Source organism: Arcticibacter eurypsychrophilus (genome assembly GCF_001730525.1).
Taxonomy (GTDB): Bacteria; Bacteroidota; Bacteroidia; order Sphingobacteriales; family Sphingobacteriaceae; genus Arcticibacter; species Arcticibacter eurypsychrophilus.
In genome coordinates, this window is record NZ_MDFN01000017.1 from 24,074 (window position 1) to 44,709 (window position 20,636).

11 protein-coding genes and 1 tRNA gene are annotated in these 20,636 nt (G+C 39.0%); 11 read left to right on the forward strand and 1 reads right to left on the reverse strand.

Annotation, left to right across the window (positions count from 1 at the left end; genetic code table 11):
* Window positions 1-178: 178 nt before the first annotated feature.
* A tRNA-Arg gene (locus BFL47_RS10705) sits at window positions 179-250 on the reverse strand.
* A gap of 379 nt (window positions 251-629) precedes the next feature.
* On the opposite strand from BFL47_RS10705, the gene BFL47_RS10715 reads away from it, so the two are divergent.
* The 11 genes from BFL47_RS10715 (at window position 630) to BFL47_RS10765 (ending at window position 20,627) form a co-directional block, all read left to right on the forward strand.
* Window positions 630-2,840 (forward strand): alpha-galactosidase, encoded by a 2,211-nt coding sequence (locus tag BFL47_RS10715; protein ID WP_069659791.1) that lies wholly within the window; start codon window positions 630-632, stop codon window positions 2,838-2,840.
* Between the two features lie 22 nt (window positions 2,841-2,862).
* Complete coding sequence (locus BFL47_RS10720) at window positions 2,863-4,860, forward strand: sialate O-acetylesterase (protein ID WP_069659792.1); 1,998 nt, start codon at window positions 2,863-2,865, stop codon at window positions 4,858-4,860.
* Window positions 4,861-5,062: 202 nt separating this feature from the next.
* Window positions 5,063-6,076 carry a LacI family DNA-binding transcriptional regulator gene (locus BFL47_RS10725; RefSeq protein WP_069659793.1) on the forward strand — a complete coding sequence of 338 codons (1,014 nt, stop codon included), beginning with the start codon at window positions 5,063-5,065 and terminating at the stop codon, window positions 6,074-6,076.
* A 362-nt stretch (window positions 6,077-6,438) separates the two neighbouring features.
* On the forward strand, window positions 6,439-9,411 hold the full coding sequence (locus BFL47_RS10730; protein WP_069659794.1) for a SusC/RagA family TonB-linked outer membrane protein: 2,973 nt from the start codon (window positions 6,439-6,441) through the stop codon (window positions 9,409-9,411).
* A gap of 18 nt (window positions 9,412-9,429) precedes the next feature.
* On the forward strand, window positions 9,430-11,010 hold the full coding sequence (locus tag BFL47_RS10735) for a RagB/SusD family nutrient uptake outer membrane protein (protein ID WP_069659795.1): 1,581 nt from the start codon (window positions 9,430-9,432) through the stop codon (window positions 11,008-11,010).
* Window positions 11,011-11,029: 19 nt separating this feature from the next.
* Complete coding sequence (locus BFL47_RS10740) at window positions 11,030-12,088, forward strand: SusE domain-containing protein (RefSeq protein ID WP_069659796.1); 1,059 nt, start codon at window positions 11,030-11,032, stop codon at window positions 12,086-12,088.
* A 378-nt stretch (window positions 12,089-12,466) separates the two neighbouring features.
* Entirely contained in the window at window positions 12,467-14,320 is a 1,854-nt protein-coding gene (locus BFL47_RS10745) for a glycoside hydrolase family 13 protein (RefSeq protein ID WP_069659797.1), read from the forward strand.
* Window position 14,321: 1 nt separating this feature from the next.
* Window positions 14,322-14,972: a beta-phosphoglucomutase gene (gene pgmB / locus BFL47_RS10750; protein WP_069659798.1), complete on the forward strand. Its 651-nt coding sequence runs from the start codon at window positions 14,322-14,324 to the stop codon at window positions 14,970-14,972.
* A 35-nt stretch (window positions 14,973-15,007) separates the two neighbouring features.
* A complete protein-coding gene (locus tag BFL47_RS10755) occupies window positions 15,008-17,344 on the forward strand; it encodes a glycoside hydrolase family 65 protein (RefSeq protein ID WP_069659799.1) in 2,337 nt (778 codons plus the stop codon).
* Between the two features lie 125 nt (window positions 17,345-17,469).
* The gene (locus BFL47_RS10760) at window positions 17,470-19,185 is read left to right on the forward strand and encodes an alpha-amylase family glycosyl hydrolase (RefSeq protein WP_139125808.1); all 1,716 of its coding nucleotides are present in this window, start codon (window positions 17,470-17,472) and stop codon (window positions 19,183-19,185) included.
* Between the two features lie 86 nt (window positions 19,186-19,271).
* The gene (locus BFL47_RS10765) at window positions 19,272-20,627 is read left to right on the forward strand and encodes an MFS transporter (RefSeq protein ID WP_069659801.1); all 1,356 of its coding nucleotides are present in this window, start codon (window positions 19,272-19,274) and stop codon (window positions 20,625-20,627) included.
* Window positions 20,628-20,636: the final 9 nt, after the last annotated feature.

Below are 20,636 nucleotides of genomic sequence, written 5' to 3' on the forward strand. Positions count from 1 at the left end.
GAACCTGAACATACATTAAGTTGTACTTACCCGTTTCAGCATACTGGGTTTAACTTGATTTCAGGCTAAGATTGTCAGGACAATTGTTTCATTAGAAGGTGGAATTAGATCTTAAAAAGAATGCATTAAAACAAAACCCCCTTTAAAAGCTTTAAAGGGGGTTTTGTTTTAATGAAAGTGTCCTCGGGGGGATTCGAACCCCCATCAATGGTACCGGAAACCATTATTCTATCCATTGAACTACGTGGACGTAAGTTTGCAAATATAGATAATCCTTGTTAAGTATTTTGGTTTTGCTAAATAAGAATAAAGGAAATTTAATTAATAGATGTGGAAGCTTCAAACTCTGTTTATTTTAGCGGATGTTTTTAGTTATTGCTGCGCTTTTAAAAGAAAAAGCTTACAATTGCTTTAAATTAACTGAATGTTTGAATATGTTCCTAAATACGCTATTCAATGTAAATATTTATATTTTAATTCATAGGTATGAATGTACAGATACAGAACTCCTGTTATCAACAGGCTGGAATAATCTAAAATAACAAGATAGTATGGCGTATTCACTAGCAAGTAAAGCGCGAATAGAATAAACCTTTTACAAGACCCAAATTAAGACCTAAAATATATAAATGAAGAGCTTCAAGCAAATAATAAGCAAAGTGAAATTACTCGTTTTATTTATAATTCTATATGGGTTAGGTTTAGGTGTAAAAGCTCAAACAATCATCATTCCTGTAGAAACGGCTAAAAATGCACTTGTCCTTCAAGTAGGTTCGAATAGAGACCTTAATGCAATTTATTTTGGCGAAAAGCTATTAAACTCTGCAGAGTATAGTCAAATTCCTGGAACATTCAAACAAACGGAAGATTATACAAGCCTTTTAAATTCAGCATATACCCCTTCGGGTTCCCGCAACCTGATGGAACCGGCTATCACTGTTACACATGCAGATGGAAATAACTCATTGGATTTACGGTACGTAAGTCACCAGATCAAGAAGGTGGATGATGATGTAAGCCTGTTAAGCATCCTTTTAAAAGACCCTGTATATAATTTCGAAGTAACCTTATTTTACAAATCTTACTTTAAGGAAGATGTAATAGAACAATGGACGGAGATCAGGCATAAAGAAAAAGGGAATGTGGTTTTGCATAAGTATGCTTCTGCAAATTTATATGTCAAGGCAGGGAGTTATTGGTTAAACCAGTATCATGGGGATTGGGCAAAGGAAATGCAGCCCGAAGAGTCTCAATTGACACATGGCATTAAGACCCTGGATACCAAACTTGGAACACGTGCAAATTTATTTCAACCATCTGTATTCATGATTTCTCTGAATCAACCGGCTTCAGAAGATGAGGGCAGTGTTTTATATGGAGCAATGGAATGGAGCGGTAACTTTCGGATAGATCTTGAAGTGGACTACCAGGATAACCTGCGCATTATTGCCGGAATGAACAATTATGCATCGCCTTATACGCTGAAACCAAATGAAACCTTTAGCACTCCTGCGTTTTTATATACCTTTTCCGATAAGGGAAAAGGGGAGGCTAGTCGTAAATTACAAAGCTGGGCACGTAATTACAGGTTGCTGGATGGGAAAGGCACCCGTTTGACACTGCTCAATAACTGGGAATCTACCTACTTTGACTTTAATGAAAACAAACTGGCCGAACTGTTAAAAGACACTAAAAAGCTGGGAGTTGATTTGTTTCTACTGGATGATGGCTGGTTTGGGAACAAATATCCAAGAAATGATGATCGGGCAGGGCTTGGTGACTGGCAGGAAAATAAAAGCAAACTCCCCAATGGCATTTCTTCCTTAGTGAAGGAAGCACAGAGCAATGGCGTTAAATTCGGAATCTGGATAGAGCCTGAAATGGTGAATTCTAAGAGTGAACTGTATGAGAAGCATCCCGATTGGGTGATTAAACAACCTTTAAGGGAGGAACATTACTTTAGGAACCAGCTGGTATTGGATTTAAGCAACCCGAAGGTTCAGGATTTTGTGTATGGAATTGTAGATAAGCTGTTCATGGATAATCCGAATCTGGCGTATATCAAATGGGATTGCAATGCAGTGATATATAATGCCTATTCAGCTCATTTGAATAACCAATCGCACTTTTATATCGACTATGTAAAGGGTTTATATAAAGTACTGGAAAGAATCCGGTCTAAGTATCCCAAGGTTCCTATGATGTTATGTTCTGGTGGTGGAGGTCGTGTTGATTATGCTGCCTTAAAATACTTTACTGAATTTTGGCCAAGTGATAATACCGATCCGCTGGAACGAATTTTCATTCAATGGGAATATTCCTATTTCTATCCAGCAATCAGCAGTTCCAATCATGTGACAGACTGGGGCAAACAACCCATTAAATTCCGTACCGATGTAGCTATGATGGGCAAGCTGGGTTTTGATATCGTGGTAAGTAAGCTGAATGGAAATGATCTTAAATTTTGTCAGGATGCGATACAGACTTATGATGTAATGAAGCCGGTGATCTGGCAGGGCGATCAATACCGTTTAGCCAATCCCCGGGAAGGAAGTGTAGCCTCGGTATTGTATTTGAATGCAGAGAAATCTTCCGGAGTCATCTTTAACTACCTGGTCAATAATCGTTACGGAGAGGGTAGTAAACGTCCAATACTACTGAAAGGTCTGGATGCAGCTCAAAAATATAAACTGAAAGAAGTGAATTTGTATCCAGGCGTAAACTCTACTATAGATGACTCGAGAATATATACAGGTGACTTTCTGATGAAAGTAGGCTTTAATCCGGATGTGAATGCCGGCAGAACAAGTGTTGTATTACAATTAGATGAATTGAGATAATTTTTTAAACCTAAGTTAAATTATGAAACATTATTGTATGGGGTTGTTGCAAAAAAGTCTGATTTTGGCTGTTTTGTCTATTGGTTTTAGTGCGCAGGCAAAAGTAGTATTGCCGGCAGTATTTAGTGATAATATGGTGCTTCAGCAGAAAACCAATGCGGCTATCTGGGGCAAAACAGATGCAGGTAAAACTGTGCGGATTAGTATAACCTGGAGCAAGAAGAGTTATTCTGCAAAAGCGGATCAAACAGGAAACTGGAAAATTATGATTCCAACACCTTCTTATGGAGGTCCTTATGAGATGACTATTTCCGACGGAGACAAAACTATCTTAAAAAATATGCTAATCGGGGAAGTTTGGTTATGTTCCGGACAATCTAATATGCAGTTGCCATTAGCAGGATGGGGTAAAATTAATAATTATCAGCAGGAAATTGCCGATGCTAATTATCCTAATATCAGGTTGTTGCAGGCGGAACACATTGCCAGCAATACTCCACTGGAAGATGTTAAGGTGCAATATGGCGGTTGGAACCCTTGTACACCACAGAACATAGCTGAATTCTCTGCCGTTGCCTACTTTTTTGCCAGAGAGATTTATAAAAAGAAAGGTGTACCTATTGGATTGATCCATACTTCCTGGGGAGGTACAATTGCTGAAGCCTGGACAAGTGGGGAAACGCTTAAGAATATGCCTGATTTCGCAATGGCAGCAGATAAGATTGCTCAAAGTGGCCAGGTGAAAAGTACCTTAAGTTATGCCCAACAGTTAGAAGCATGGAATCGTGCCTTAATGCAGAAAGATGCAGGTTATGCCCAACAAAAACCGATATGGGTAGCATCGTCTTTTGATGCCACTGCATGGAAAACAATGGTTGTGCCCGCCTTCTGGGAACAATCTGCTCTTCCCGATTTTAATGGTGTAGTTTGGTTCCGTAAGAAAGTAATCATTCCTGCATCTTGGGCTGGGAAAGAACTTAAAATCTACCTGGGCACTATTGATGATGATGATATTGCTTATTTTGACGGAGAAAAGGTAGGTGAAACGCAAGGGTTTACTAAAAACCGCGTTTACACTATCCCTGCTGATAAAGTGAAGGCAGGGGAGTTTGCGCTTGCTGTACGTGTGTTCGATGGTGCTGGTGGCGGTGGCTTTTACGGTGATAAAAATGTGGTGTCTGTTGCCTCTGCAAATGGTGGACGTGTTTCATTAGATGGAGACTGGCAGTATAAGGAAGGCGTAAATCTAAAGGATATCGACGCAATGCCTGCTTCTGATAATGAGCCTAACAGGCCCACTGTATTATATAATGCGATGGTTCATCCTTTTATTCAGTTTGCTATAAAAGGTGCAATTTGGTATCAGGGAGAGAGCAATGCAGATCGCGCTTCTCAATATCGTACTCTTTTCCCTGCTATGATTACAGATTGGAGAAAGTACTGGAACATAGGTGATTTTCCATTTTACTACGTTCAGTTAGCCAATTTCATGAAAGTAAATGAGCAGCCAGTGGCATCTGCATGGGCGGAATTGAGGGATGCTCAGCTTCAAACTTTGTCAGTGCCCAATACAGGTATGGCAGTGGCCATTGATATAGGAGATGCTGTTGATATTCATCCGAAAAATAAGCAAGAGGTAGGTCGCCGTCTGGCTTTAATTGCCCTTGCTAATACCTATGGAGAAAAAATAGCTTACTCCGGACCTCTATTTCAATCTCAAAAAATATCAGGTAGTGCCATTAAACTTAATTTTAAATTTAACGAAGGAGGTTTAAAAGCCAAAGATGGTGGCGTATTAACTGGTTTTTCTATTGCGGGTGCTGATCAAAAATTCCATTGGGCCAAAGCAGTTGTTCAGGGCAACGAAATCAGTGTGAGTAGTGATGAAGTGCAGCATCCGGTTGCAGTTAGATATGCATGGGCAGATAATCCGGTTTGTAATTTAGTTAATGGGGCAGGACTTCCAGCTTCACCTTTTCGTACGGATAAATGGACTGAAAGTACATATGGAAAGAAGTAGAATAAACCAGGTGAATTTACTCAGGTGGCAGATCTCTGCTACCTGAATAAATCATTTAAACACCAGATAGTTTAAGAAATCAAATTATACAAGCTCTTTCAAATTCAATTGAACGTTAAGAAATTAAATTAAAGAAGGGATTGTAGGAAAAGCCTGTATATTTGAATGCCTGTTTGCTTCAAATAGTATAATATTGCTTTTAATGGATTCTATAAATATAAAACAACTTGCTGAAAAACTTAAGGTCTCAACCTCTACTATTTCGAGGGCATTTAGGGGGCATAACGACATTAGTAAGGAGACCAAAGAGAAAATCCTGTCAATGGCTCTGGAGCTCAATTACCAACCTAATCATTTAGCGAGTAATCTCAGAGAAAAAAAAAGTAAGACTATTGCTGTTATAGTTCCTGAAATAGCGAATAACTTCTTTTCAAGGGCAATAAACGGTATCGAAAGAGTTGCCCGTGATAACGGCTTTCATGTCCTGATTTATCTCACAAATGACGATTTTGATAAGGAGGTTGCCTTTATAACAGAACTTCATCATGGTAGAGTCGATGGCATCATCATGTCTGTGACTGGTGAAGCTCAGGATCATAGTTATATGCATAAGATCAGGAAGAAGAGTATTCCACTTGTCTTTTTTGACCGGGTGTACGATGATGTGATCACTTCCAAAGTGGCTACTAATGACTACGATAGTAGCTATTTAGCTACCAGGCATTTGATTGAGCAAGGCTGTAAAAGAATAGTTTACCTCGTTGTGAATAAAAATCTATCCATCGGTAAAATGAGGATGCAGGGGTACTTCGACTCTTTGCAGAGCTCCGGTGAAACTATCAGGGAAGAATTGGTTATTGATTGCAGTAATGATATGGTTAAAAATACATTGATCCTGGAACATGTATTTAAGCATTTAAAGCCAGATGGCGTGTTTGCCTCAGTAGAGCGGCTTGCTTTAGCGAGTTATTATGTGTGTCACGATATGAATATTGCCATAGGTACTGATATAAAGATCGTGTGTTTCTCAAGCCTTGAGATTGCGCCGTTGCTTAATCCTTCACTGTCTACCATTACTCAACCTGCTTATGATATGGGTGTTGAGGCGGCGCGAATTTTATTCAGAAGCTTAGAAAATCCTGAAGATAATGAGAACTACGAAAATGTAGTACTAGACTCGGAGCTTATCATTCGTAAGTCTACCTCAGGTATATAATTACTATTTTATTTAAGGTTTGAACATTAATTTGAGCAGTCAAAATTGCTGAAGCATGAAGAGGATTGTCTAAAGTTATTAACATTCGGGAACGATCCCGAAAGAAACATATACCTTTTTAGTTCGTGTCATAACTAAAATTTGAAATTTCACTAATGTACCTATCAGATAATCAGGACGTTATTTGGAGCCTAAGTTAGTGTATTCGATACACGGAAGTTTAATAAAAAACAAAATAAATAATGTGGATAACTTTCATGTTAAATATTTTAGTTCGGGAACGTTCCCGATTATCTTTACATCACTGTAAAACGCAGATGTGATTACTAACCACATAATGTAAAACTTAATTAAACAACCAAATGAAAAAACATTACATGCTTCTAATGCTGTTTTTCGTCGTGTTATCCAGTTGGAGCTATGCTCAAACCGGAAGCATCAGTGGACAGGTTTTAGATGAGACCAATCAGCCACTTCCTGGCGCTTCTATTAGCATCACTTCTTTAAACAGAGCCACATCCACAGATGGGAACGGTCAGTTTAAGTTAAATGCAATTCCAACGGGGACTTATTCGATATCAGCTTCATTTATAGGATTCGAAATCCTAAAGCGTAACGTTACTGTTGTAAGCGGAGACACTAAGGTGAATGTGAAATTAACTCCTTTAGCTCAAAACCTGACAGAGGTGGTCGTAATTGGATACGGTACCCAACAAAAAAAGGATGTCACTGGTTCCATTGCAACTGTTGGTGTTAAAGATTTCCAAAAAGGTACTATAACATCACCAGATCAATTAATTGTTGGTAAGATTGCTGGGGTTCAGGTAACTACCAATGGTGGTGCTCCCGGTAGTGGTAGTACGATTCGTATTCGTGGAGGGGCATCCTTAAATGCCAGTAACGATCCGCTTATCGTGGTAGATGGGGTTCCATTATCTGGAAGCACTATACCAGGCGTTAGTAATGCCCTGGCGATGATCAACCCGAACGATATTGAAACCTTTACGGTATTGAAAGATGCAAATGCGACTGCTATTTACGGTTCAAGAGCATCAAACGGTGTTGTTTTGATTACTACGAAAAAAGGTAAAAGTGGCGCTCCTATAATTAATTTCAGTACTCAGAACTCAGTAGCAACTGTGGCAAAAAAGGTTGATGTATTGTCAGCAGACCAAATGCGTACCTATGTAAACGAAAATGGAAATGCAGCTCAAGTAGCAATGGTTGGTACAGCTAATACCGATTGGCAGGATGAAATTTATCGGAAAGCCTTTACCACTGATAATAATTTTAGCGTTGCAGGTTCTACAAAAGATATGCCTTACCGAGTATCTTTTGGTTACTTGAATCAAAATGGAACGTTGTTAACGGACAACTTGAAGCGTACTTCCGCTGCGGTAAGTTTGAATCCTAAGTTCTTTGATAATCATTTGAAAGTCGATTTGAACTTAAAAGGATCTTTATCCAAATCGCAGTTTGCTAATCAGGATGCGATCGTGAATGCCATTCAATTTGATCCAACTCAATCAGTTACTGCAGAAAATCCATTTGATAATTACTTTGAGTGGACCACTGGATCAGGAACTACCTTGGTGCCAAATCCAAATGCTCCAAGAAACCCCGTATCCCTTATTAAAAACAAGGACGATGATGGTAATACAAAAAGAAGTTTTGGCAATGTGCAATTTGATTATTCGTTCCATTTTCTGCCTGAATTACACGCTAATCTGAACTTGGGTTACGATGTATCAAGAGGTAAAGGAGCAACTTTCATTTTTGCCAATGCTGCTCAGAGTTATTCAACACAAGGTTCTTATCATAAATATCAGTCAGATATATCAAATCAAGTAGCTGAGTTTTATTTAAACTATAATAAGGATATAAAAGCAATTAAAAGTAGTATCAGTGCAACTGCAGGCTACGGTTATTATGCTAATAAAACCAAAAACTTAAATTTCAGTACTTATAGGGCCGACAGTACAACTGTTATTTCTACTCCAACATTCCCATATGATCAGCCAGAAAACAGGTTGTTGTCCTATTACGGTCGTTTAATTTATACCTATAACGATAAGTATACTGTTTCGGGAACCGTTCGTACGGATGGATCTTCACGTTTTAGTGAAGAAAATAGATGGGGTGTATTTCCTTCAGCAGCATTTACCTGGAGAATTAATCAGGAAAACTTCTTAAAAGGTACTACTGTTCTATCTGACTTGAAACTTAGATTAAGCTATGGAGTAACCGGACAACAGGAAGGAATAGCTAATTATTCTTATCTGCCGAATTATTCTACCAGTGTCAATGAAGCCATGTATCAGATAGGCGATACTTTTTATAGTATGAATGCCCCAATTGCTTATGATAAAAACATTAAATGGGAAACAACCACAACCATTAACGGGGGCTTAGATTATGGTTTTCTTAATGGTAGAATAAATGGAAGTTTAGATATCTACAAGAAAAAAACAAAAGATCTTTTAAGCTCAATCCCTATTCCTATAGGTTCAAATTTTAGTAACTTTCTGTTAACCAATGTGGGTAATATGGAAGCATCTGGAGTAGAATTTGCTATTAATGGCAAACCGATCTTGAAAAATGATTTCTCATGGGACTTAGGATTTAACGTTACCTATAACAAGACAAAAGTGACCAACCTTACTGCCTCTTACGATCCAAGTTACCAAATTTCAACAGGTGGTATAAAAGGTGCTACAGGATATTACATTCAGGCACACACCTTAAATGCTGCTCCTAATACGTTCTTTGTATATAAGCAAGTTTATGGAGATGATGGTAAACCATTGCAAGGCGTTTATGCTGACTTAAATGGAGATGGAGTAATTAACGAAAGTGGTGATCGGTATTTTTATAAATCCCCTGCTCCAAAGATAACATTAGGTTTCTCAACCTCTGTTAATTACAAACAATGGGCATTAAGTACAGTATTAAGAGCCAACCTAGGGAACTATGTATACAATAATGTGGCTTCCAGTTTTACTTCGAGAGCCAGCCTGCTGAACTCCGGAGCCGGAATTCTTAATAACGTCCCTACAAGTTTTTTTGATACCCAATTTATAAATAATCAATTAACTACAGATTTCTACGTACAGAATGCTTCATTCATGAAAATGGATAATATTGGATTGAGTTATAATGCAGGTAAAATTCTACATGATCACACAATGGGAAATTTGACTATCTCTGCCAATGTTCAGAATGTGTTCACCATTACCAATTATACTGGTATCGATCCTGAAGTATATAGCGGTATTGATTATCAATTATACCCAAGACCCAGGACATTTGTATTAGGTTTAAACCTTGGATTTTAATTAAAGAAAGGAACTAAGATGAAAAAATATAATAAAATAGTGTTAGCATTCTGTGCATTGCTATTCATGGTCACTTCATGTAAAGATGACTTAAACCTCACCCCAACCAATGATATAACAGCAGATGTGGCGTATGCTACCCCTGAAGGATATAAAAAAGGGATTGCTAAGGTTTATGGAAGTATAGGGACTTCGGCCAATGGAGGACCATCTGCTACTACAGGAGATATCGGTGGTGTAGATGCTGGTACATCAGATTTTATACGCTCTTTCTGGATGTCACAGGAATTGCCAACAGATGAAGCCGCATGCGCATGGGGAGACCCTGGTCTTCCAGAGCTAAATTTCATGACCTATACTTCTTCAAACGTCCTTTTATTAGGATTGTATGCCCGTAGTGTTTATCAAATTACTTTGGTCAATGAATTTTTAAGAGAGAGCACCGATGCCAAACTTTCTGCCAGAGGAATTACAGGAGACGATGCCACAGAAATCAAATACTATATATCTGAGGCCCGTTTTTTAAGAGCCTATCAGTATTGGGTCTTGATGGATGCATTTGGTAACCCTCCTTTTATTACCGAAGAAAGTACTGTCGGTAAAGAGTCTCCTAAGCAAATTTCAAGAGCAGATTTATTCACTTATGTTGAATCTGAATTATTAGCTATTGAACCAACGCTGAAAGAAACCAATGAATATGGACGTGTAACACAAGGAGCAGATTGGGCCCTTTTAGCTCGTGTATATTTAAATGCGCAAGTTTATATCGGTACTCCTAAATTTACTGAAGCTGCTACCTATGCAGAAAAAGTAATTAATTCAAAACGTTACACGCTGCATACTTCTTATGCCAATCTCTTTAAAGCAGATAATAACCTGAATAACCCAGAAGTAATTCTATCTGTAAATTATGATGGCACAAGCACTCAGAATTATGGAGGATCAACCTTTTTAATTAATGCAGCAATTAATGGTGATATGGGTACTGCATCTTTTGGTGTTCCTAGTGGTGGCTGGGGTGGTAACCGAAGTAGAGCAACTCTTCCACAAAAATTTGGTAATTATGCAACTACAGCTGATAAAAGAGCGATGTTCTATGGAACAACTCCAGCGATTACTGATATAACGATCTTCACACAAGGTTTAGCCGTAACCAAGTTTACCAACAAAACATCTACAGGAGCAACAGCTCCTTCTGTAAACGGGATCTTTTGTTCTACAGATTTCCCTCTTTTCCGCTTAGCTGAGATGTATTTAGTCTATGCAGAAGCAGTATTAAGAGGAGGATCTGGAAGTCCAGCTACAGCTATCAATTATGTCAACCTTTTGCGCCAACGTGCTTATGGTAATACATCAGGCAATGTCAGTTCGCTTACAGTTGATGATATCTTAAATGAAAGATCAAAAGAACTGTATTGGGAATGTTTCAGACGTACGGATTTAGTTCGCTACGGTAAATTTACTGAAGCATCCTACCTATGGCCATATAAAGGCGGAGTGATTAATGGTAAGGGAGTTGAGTCTTTCCGTAATCTCTATCCTCTTCCTTCAACTGATGTGATTGCCAATACAAACTTAATTCAAAACCCTGGCTACTAGTTAAAGATATAAGTTCTTTATGAAAAAGATATTCAAAAATATAGGGATCATTACGCTAACCATGTTAGTGTTTGCATCCTGTAAAAAAGACGAAGAGAAGTTGAGTGTTACTGCTGGAGAGGCTCCTGCATTAGCGGTATCAACCAACACCTTAGTATTAACCCCGGCAACAGCGAGCGATACTGTTATTACATTTTCATGGAATAAACAGGAAGTAACCTGGTCCACTCCGGCTAATGCAACTGATATTACAACTTACACACTGGAGATTGATTCTGCTGGCCAGAACTTTGCTTCTCCTTATGATGTGGATTTTACTGGATTTGTTAAAGGAAAATATACTGGTGCTGATTTTAACGCTTTGATGGTCAGTAAGGTTAACTTACCAAGCGATGTAGCGTCTCATATTGAATTGCGCTTAAAAACTTCTATTGCCCCTAATCAAAGTCCTGTTTATTCCAATGTGGTCTCCTTAACAGTTACCCCTTATGTGGTCATTCCAGAATATGTATCCTTGTATGTAGCAGGTAGTCATCAGGGATGGGCTCCTTCAACTGCTCCTGCAATTGGATCAGTAAAGGATGACGGCACTTATGAAGGATTTGTTAATTTTCCTGATGCCAGCACAGATTATAAATTAACAAGTGCGAGAGACTGGAATAATACCAATTATGGTGATGGCGGAACAGGGCTCCTGAGTACTACGGGTGGTAATATTACTCAAGCCGGTGCAGGATATTATTATATCAAAGCGGATATTAATAAAATGACAGTGTCTGCTGAAAAAACAGCATGGGCTGTAATAGGTGCCGCAACTTCAGGTGGTTGGGATACAGAAACTGCTCTTACTTACGATATAAACGCGAAAGTGTGGAAAGCAACGGTTAATCTTACAGCCGGAGAATTTAAATTCAGAGCGAATAACGCTTGGGCATTGAATATGGGAGCAAGTACTATCGATGGAGTGTTGAAAATTGGTAGTAATGATAATCTTTCAGTTTCTGATGCTGGATCTTATACGATTACACTGGATCTATCACATCCTGCGTATTATATGTATAAATTAAAGAAAAATTAATGCTAAAACCTGTCTGCTTATTAGCAGGCAGGTTTTTTTATAAACCACCACTATCAGTAAATGCCTGTCTGTCTAATCTGTATTCCCCAAGAGTTATCATTCTAAGAAATTACTTAGTTGAATGCTAGGAATCATTTATGCTGTTTTTTATTAATAAGCATTAAAACCTATTAACTAATGGGCAACTAACAGGGACTTACCTTTCAACTCAAACGCATTTTGCTTTCATGCGGAGCGAACAAGGTGCGAACAAGGTGCGAAGGAGGTGCGTCTGAGGTGGGTACAAATTAAGATTATCTATTGAGGAAATAGTATACATAATGATAGTACTACACATCACCAATAGTTGATATTAATGTAATTTAATTACTATAAATAATGAAAGTTAAAATCAGTTCTATTCTGTTTTTTCTGTTGATCAGTGTATCAGTTTTTGCACAGATACCAGCACTTGAACGCGTTGAGCCTTCCTTTTGGTGGGTAGGGATGAATAATCCGAAACTCCAGTTAGTGGTTCATGGCAATCAGATTGCTTCCCGGGAAGTGAGTTTGAATTATGAAGGAGTTAAGCTGGTTAAAATAAATCGGGTAGAAAACCCCAATTACTTATTTCTTGACCTTGAAATTAACCCTGGTACTACACCAGGAAAGTTTGAAATAGCATTTACAAAGAAAAATGCAAAGAAACTGAGTTACAGTTATCAGTTAAAGGCCAGGGATAAATCCCCAAACCGCATACTAGGCGTAACCAATAAAGACTTTGTTTATCTCATTATGCCTGATCGTTTTGCAAACGGAGATAAAAAGAATGACATCGTTAAGGGGATGGAGGAAACAACTCTAAACCGTGATTCAATGTATTACAGGCACGGCGGTGACATTCAGGGAATCATTAATCACCTGGATTATCTTCAGGAGCTCGGTGTAACCACCTTATGGCTCAACCCGGTTTTAGAAAACAATCAGCCTAAAACCTCCTATCACGGCTATGCCGTTACCGATAATTATAAAATAGATCCCCGCTTTGGTACCAATGCACTTTATAAAAAGCTCATTGATGACTGCCATTTAAAGGGCATGAAGGTGATAAAAGATTTGGTGCATAATCATTTAGGAAGCGAACACTGGATCATCAAAGATATGCCATCAAAAGATTGGGTACATCAATGGCCAACCTATACGAAGTCTTCTTTTAAAGACCAGGTGCTTTTTGACCCATATGCAGCTGCAAATGATAAAAAACAAATGACTGACGGATGGTTTGATCACCATATGCCTGATGTCAATCAGAATAACGAATTTGTAAAGAATTACTTCACACAAAGTCATATCTGGTGGATTGAATATGCCGGAATAGATGGTTTCAGACTGGATACCTATGCCTACAACGATCCGGTTTATATGGCAGAATGGGGAAAGGCGATCAAGGCAGAATATCCACGCTTTACCTTTTTTGCAGAAACATGGGTACGTGGTGTACCTAATCAGGCCTTCTTTACTCAGGGGAATACTATTAATAGAGGCTTCGACACAGAGTTACCCGGCGTAACTGATTTTCAGGCTTTATGGGGAATAAATGAAGCCTTGAACGGAAAACAGGGATGGGATGACGGTGTTAATCGTCTCTATACCACCATTGCCAGTGATTTTGTTTATCAGGATGCTACCCGCAATGTGGTATTTCTGGACAACCATGACCTGAGTCGCTTTTATTCAGTGGTAGGAGAAGATTTTACTAAATATAAATCAGGAATTGCCTGGTTATTGACTACACGTGGAATCCCCCAGTTATATTACGGAACAGAGTTGTTGATGAAGAATTTTTCTAATCCCGATGGATTAGTACGTGATGATTTCAAAGGAGGATGGGCAGAGGACAAAGTGAATAAATTCACAGCTTCTGGCCGAACAGAAAAAGAGAATGAAGCCTTCAACTTTGTGAAGACGCTGGCTAATTACCGCAAAAACAATGAGGTTTTGCAAACGGGAAAACTGATGCAATATGTACCCGAAAACGGTATTTACGTATACTTCAGATACAATGCGGATAAAACGGTCATGATCATCATGAACAGCAATGACAAAGAGGAAATACTCAATACCTCTCGTTTTGAAGAACGCACTGCTGGTTTTACCCAAGCTTTAAATATCACTTCTGCAACAAAAATTAATTCATTAAAAACATTAACGATCCCTGCCAAAACTACACTGGTATTGGAATTGCAAAAATAATATGGCACAAATAACAGCTTGTATATTCGATCTTGACGGTGTAATTGTTGATACAGCGGTATATCATTACCGTGCCTGGAAACGCCTGGCTAACGAGCTTGGTTTTGACTTTACAGAAGAAGATAATGAAAAATTAAAAGGAATAAGCCGGGTAAAATCACTGGAGCTTATTCTTGGATGGGGGGGTATAGAAAAGACTGAAACAGAGCGCGAAGAACTGGCTTCCCGTAAAAATACATGGTATGTGGAGATGATTCAATCCATGCGTCCTGATGAAATTCTTCCAGGTGCTAAAGAATTCCTGCAAGAGATGAAGGCCGCAGGTCTAAAAACAGCATTAGGCTCAGCCAGTAAAAATTCAGGACTGATTCTGGAAAGAACAGGTTTGCTCCCTCTTTTTGACGTATTGGTAGATGGTAACCATGTCTCTGCATCAAAGCCTAATCCTCAGGTTTTCTTAAAAGGAGCTGAAGCATTAGGAATCGAACCTGCGAATTGTGTCGTGTTTGAAGACGCTGTAGCAGGTGTGGAGGCCGCAATAGCAGCGGGAATGAAGGTAGTAGGCATTGGCTCTGCAGAGGTTTTAAATCGCGCGGATCTGGTGGTTAAGGGACTCTTTGAAATACATGTCCCACAACTCAATAACTTATAGATTGATATAACATATAGCATAGATTTTACAGGAAAATGAAGAATTATATCGTTGAAGATGAATGGAATATTATTGAATCAGGCTTCGATCCTCATTTAAATAAAATATCTGAAAGTATCTTTAGTATTGGCAATGGCCTTATGGGGCAGCGTGCTAATTTTGAAGAGTCCTATTCAGGTGATACCTTACAGGGTAATTATGTTGCCGGAATCTATTATCCGGATAAAACTCGTGTAGGTTGGTGGAAAAATGGTTATCCTGAGTATTTTGCGAAGGTTTTAAATGCAGCAAACTGGATAGGGATTGGTATCAAAATTGGCGAAACAATACTCGATCTGAACAAATGCGAGATCATTGATTTTAAGCGTGTTTTGAATATGAAGGAGGGTTATCTTGAACGTTCTTTCGTTATTTCTTTAGAGGGAAACAGGCAGGTAAGTGTGGTAGCAAAAAGGTTTTGTAGTATTGTTGATGACGAAACAGGTGCAATAAGCTATGCAATTACTCTTCTAAATTTTGATGATGAACTGACTATTACTCCTTTCATTGATGGTGATGTGCAAAATCAGGATGCCAACTACGATGAGAAATTCTGGGATGAGCTATATCATGAAGTGCATGATCAATCTGCTTTTCTGGGACTGTGCACTAAAAAGACCAATTTTGAGGTTTGCACCGGAATGCAGTTTGACATTCAAACTGAAAAAGGGCAAGCTATTCCTGTATCTCGAAAAATAACCAAGGAGAAGTATGTAGCTAATGAGGTGAAAATAAGGGTACAAAAAGAGGAGAAGCTGACTATATATAAGTATGCCGCTAATCTGTCGTCAGAGAATTACCCTAAAGAATTACTTTTAGCTACCTGCCATACTATGCTTCAGGAGGTTGCTGATAAGGGTTTTGATAAAATGCTGGCTGAACAGGCAGCAGCCTGGGCGAAAAAATGGGAAGAAAGTGATATTGTGATTGAAGGGGATGTTGCCGCACAGCAAGCTATTCGCTTTAATATTTTTCAGTTAAACCAAACTTATACAGGGGAGGATGCCCGTCTGAATATTGGGCCTAAGGGATTTACTGGTGAAAAATATGGTGGCTCTACCTATTGGGATACCGAAGCTTATTGTGTGCCCTTTTATTTGGCAACTGCTTCACCTGAAATTACAAAGAATCTACTTATATATCGGTATAAACATTTAGCTAAGGCAATTGAAAATGCTGAAAAGCTTGGTTTTAACAATGGAGCCGCACTTTATCCAATGGTGACCATGAACGGTGAGGAATGCCACAATGAGTGGGAAATTACCTTTGAGGAAATCCATAGGAACGGAGCAATTGCCTTTGCGATCTATAATTATATCCGCTATACGGGCGATAAAGATTACTTGATTACATACGGCCTTGAAGTACTGGTTGCCATATCCCGCTTCTGGAGTCAACGAGTAAATTGGAGTGCCGATAAAAAGCAATATGTTATGCTTGGTGTTACGGGACCGAATGAATACGAAAATAACGTGAACAATAATTGGTATACCAGCACTATAGCTACCTGGTGTATGAAATATACGTTAGAATCATTGGATTATGTTCGTATTCAATCTCCGGAAAGCTTTATGGAATTGACGGAGCGAATCCGGTTCGATGAGTTCAAAGAAACAACGGAATGGAAGTCCATAATTCAAAATATGTACTATCCAAAGGATGATAACCTGGGGATCTTTCTGCAACAGGACGGCTATCTAGATAAAGAGCAGGTGTTGGTTAAAGACCTGAATCTTTCGGATCGGCCTATTAATCAAAAGTGGAGTTGGGACAGGATTCTGCGTTCCGTATTTATTAAGCAGGCAGATGTGCTTCAGGGAATCTACTTATTGGAAGATCAGTTTGATGAAGACACGATCAGGCGCAACTTTGATTTTTACGAACCACGTACGGTTCATGAAAGTTCGCTATCTCCTTGTGTGCATGCTATTTTAGCGGCTAAACTGGGCGATGAGCAACGCGCTTACGATTTTTATCTCCAAACGTCGCGTCTCGATTTAGATGATTATAATAATGATACCGATGATGGTCTTCATATTACCTCTATGGCAGGAACCTGGATGAGCGTTGTGGAAGGCTTTGCTGGTATGCGAATTAAAGATGATCAGCTTTATTTTCATCCCTTTTTACCTGTAAGATGGCAATCTTTTTCTTTCAATATTATTTTCAGGGGATCAGTGTTAAATGTCAAAATTGGTCATGACGGGGTTCATTTAGAAAATAAATCAGTTACACCTCTTACGGTTTGTATTTTTGACAAAGCCTTTGAGGTAAATCAATATGCCAATTTATATGTGGCTAATTCTGATTCAAAAAGTGAAATCCAGATTTAAAACCAAGACGAATTATGTTTATTAAAGTTTATTGCTAAAAAATGAAAACAGTTCTCTTTTTTGCCTTGTTCAGTTTGTGTATACTGAATGCTTGCAGTAATCGATCAAAACCGAGCAAACTTTCTATGGATAATAAGGAAAACATAGATAATCATAAACTGATTATCTATCAAATGATGGTACGGCATTTCGGTAATACCAATACCACTAATAAGTTCTATGGATCTATAGAAGAAAATGGAGCTGGCAAGTTTAATGATATCAATGCGAAGGCTCTTGATGAACTAAAAAAATTAGGTGTAACGCATCTTTGGTTCACCGGTGTGATTGAACATGCCACCATGACCGATTATTCGGCCTATGGAATCAAGATGGATGATCCGGATATTGTTAAAGGAAGAGCAGGATCGCCTTATGCAATTAAGGATTATTATGATGTAGATCCCGATCTTGCAGTGAATGTAAAGAAGAGGATGGCAGAATACAAAGCCCTGATTACACGAACCCATAAACATGGCTTAAAAGTGATTATGGATTTCGTTCCTAATCATGTAGCCCGTACTTATAACTCAGACGCCAAACCTGCCGGCGTAAAGGATTTTGGCGAAGGAGATGACAGGACAAAAGCTTTTTCTACGCTCAATGATTTCTATTATATCCCAGGTGAATCATTTGTTGTGCCTGAAGGAACTGATGCTGGAGGTAAAAACTTTAAAAGCCCGCTTAAAGATTTGCTTTTCGATGAAAATCCTGCCAAAGCAACAGGGAACAATGTCTTTGCAGCAAATCCGGGTTTAGGCGACTGGTCTGAAACGATTAAACTCAACTATGGGATCGATTATCAGAATAAAGAAAAGAAATATCTGGACCCTATTCCTCCAGTTTGGGTAAAAATGAAGGACATCCTGGTATTCTGGGCCCAAAAAGATGTGGATGGTTTCCGATGCGATATGTCTGAAATGGTTCCTGTAGAGTTTTGGAACTGGGTGATTCCTCAAATCAAAAAACTCCATCCTAACATCATCTTTATTGCTGAAGTTTATAATCCCAAGCTATATAAAGAATATATCACCGTTGGTAAATTTGATTATTTGTATGATAAAGTAGGTTTGTATGATGGGTTGCGGAAATTGATAAAAAACGAATCAGAGGCTGATGTTAAAGACATCAGTTTCGTGGCCAATGAAGAAAGTAAAGACTTTTCTGATCATATGCTTCGCTTTTTGGAGAATCATGATGAAGAACGGATTGCATCCGATGGTTTTGCCAAAGATCCGGCATATGCGCTCCCTGCTATGATTGTATCGGCAACACTTTCCGGTGGACCCGTGATGATTTATTCCGGACAGGAAGTAGGGGAGCCCGGTCGTGGAAATGAAGGCTTTGGGGGAGAAGACAACCGTACCAGTATCTTTGATTATTGGGGTGTCCCAGAGCATCAGAAATGGATGAATGGTGGTGCTTTTGATGGAGCACTGTTATCCGAAAAGCAAAAGCAACTGCGAAACTTTTATGCAAACCTGTTTCATGTTTGCACTCAGAGTGAAGCTATTAGCCAGGGTCAATTTTATGAATTAAAAGATCAACCCGGATTTAATAACAGGATGTATGCCTATATCCGTTATACCAAGAACGAACGCGTATTAATTATTGCCAATTTTGACCGTGAAAAGAGTCTGGAAACCACTATTCAGCTTCCGGATTTAATAAGTAAAGGTCTGGCCAATAACCAGTTTAAACTAACCGATATGTTAAGTGGCGAAAGCAGCACTATTCCTTCCGTAAAGCAAGGGATTCATATCAAACTAGCCCCTGTACAAGCAAAAATGTTCCGATTTTAAACAAGTAATAGACAACAGGCATGAAAACAGTTGACAACTCTACAAGCGAAAATGTTCCGATTTTAAAACCATAAAAAACCTAAAATATGAACCCAGTAATAGATAAACTGAAACTTTTGGCTAAGCCGAAGCTTTCTTTTCTGCAAATATTCAATATGAGCTTCGGCTTCTTCGGAATCCAATTTGGTTTTGCACTGCAGAATGGGAATGCTTCCAGAATACTGCAAACCTTTGGTGCAGATGTAGAACATCTTTCACTCTTTTGGCTGGCAGCACCTATTACTGGAATGATTATTCAGCCGATCATTGGCCATTACAGCGATCGGACATGGAACAGGTTGGGTAGGCGCAGACCGTATTTTCTTACAGGAGCAGTACTTGCGGCCCTGGCATTAATCTTTATGCCAAATTCGGCCATGTTAGCTTATTTATTGCCACCTATACTAGTAGGAGCAGGGATGTTGATGATCATGGATGCTTCTTTTAATGTGGCAATGGAGCCCTTCAGGGCTTTAGTTGCGGATAACCTTCCCAACGATCAGCATAGTATTGGTTTCTCCGTACAAACCTTCCTAATTGGCGCAGGTGCTGTTATTGGTTCATGGCTCCCTTATGTGTTTTCGGAATATCTGGGCGTTTCAAAGATTGCAGCAGTTGGTGTAATTCCTAATAATGTCATTTATTCATTCTATGTTGGAGCAGCGGTCCTGTTATTTTCATTAGTGTGGACGGTGGTCACTACAAAAGAATATTCTCCCGAGGAACGTGCACGGTTTCAGGAAAGTGAGCCCGAAGTAGGGGAGCAAAAGGGAATCATGAGTATCTTCACTGATTTCTCCAATATGCCTGCCACGATGAAACAGTTAGGATTGGTTCAATTCTTCTCCTGGTTTGCTTTATTTTCCATGTGGGTGTTTTCCACTCCCGCCATTGCACAACATGTTTATAATGTCCTTCCCGGAGATACTACTTCTTCCCGCTATGCCGATGCAGCGAATTGGGTAGGCATCTTGTTTGGTATTTACAATGGAGTGTCAGCCATATATGCATTGTGTCTTCCCTCAATAGCACGAATGACAAGCCGGAAAATAGCACATGCCTTTTCATTATGTGCCGGGGGAATAGGCCTGCTCTCGATCTATTTTATTTCTGATCCCCAAATTCTTATCTTCTCCATGATTGGTATTGGTCTGGCCTGGGGTAGTATCCTTGCTATGCCTTATGCTATTTTATCAAGTTCTATTCCTGCACGGAAAATGGGAGTTTACATGGGCATTTTTAACTTTTTCATCACCTTCCCGCAAATTGTAAATGGTTTCTTTGGAGGAATGATCGTTAAACAGCTTTTCGGCGGACAAGCAATTTACGCGCTCGTTATGGCAGGTGTTTTAATGCTCGCTGCAGCTGTCTCTATACTAAATGTTCGGGATAGCCAGGGTTAAATTCCTTCT

What these genes read in the sequence shown, in the direction of transcription:
- BFL47_RS10715 (WP_069659791.1), top strand. Translation starts at nt 630, where the DNA reads ATGAAGAGCTTCAAGCAAATAATAAGCAAAGTGAAATTACTCGTTTTA.
- BFL47_RS10720 (WP_069659792.1), top strand. Translation starts at nt 2,863, where the DNA reads ATGAAACATTATTGTATGGGGTTGTTGCAAAAAAGTCTGATTTTGGCT.
- BFL47_RS10725 (WP_069659793.1), top strand. Translation starts at nt 5,063, where the DNA reads ATGGATTCTATAAATATAAAACAACTTGCTGAAAAACTTAAGGTCTCA.
- BFL47_RS10730 (WP_069659794.1), top strand. Translation starts at nt 6,439, where the DNA reads ATGAAAAAACATTACATGCTTCTAATGCTGTTTTTCGTCGTGTTATCC.
- BFL47_RS10735 (WP_069659795.1), top strand. Translation starts at nt 9,430, where the DNA reads ATGAAAAAATATAATAAAATAGTGTTAGCATTCTGTGCATTGCTATTC.
- BFL47_RS10740 (WP_069659796.1), top strand. Translation starts at nt 11,030, where the DNA reads ATGAAAAAGATATTCAAAAATATAGGGATCATTACGCTAACCATGTTA.
- BFL47_RS10745 (WP_069659797.1), top strand. Translation starts at nt 12,467, where the DNA reads ATGAAAGTTAAAATCAGTTCTATTCTGTTTTTTCTGTTGATCAGTGTA.
- pgmB (WP_069659798.1), top strand. Translation starts at nt 14,322, where the DNA reads ATGGCACAAATAACAGCTTGTATATTCGATCTTGACGGTGTAATTGTT.
- BFL47_RS10755 (WP_069659799.1), top strand. Translation starts at nt 15,008, where the DNA reads ATGAAGAATTATATCGTTGAAGATGAATGGAATATTATTGAATCAGGC.
- BFL47_RS10760 (WP_139125808.1), top strand. Translation starts at nt 17,470, where the DNA reads ATGGATAATAAGGAAAACATAGATAATCATAAACTGATTATCTATCAA.
- BFL47_RS10765 (WP_069659801.1), top strand. Translation starts at nt 19,272, where the DNA reads ATGAACCCAGTAATAGATAAACTGAAACTTTTGGCTAAGCCGAAGCTT.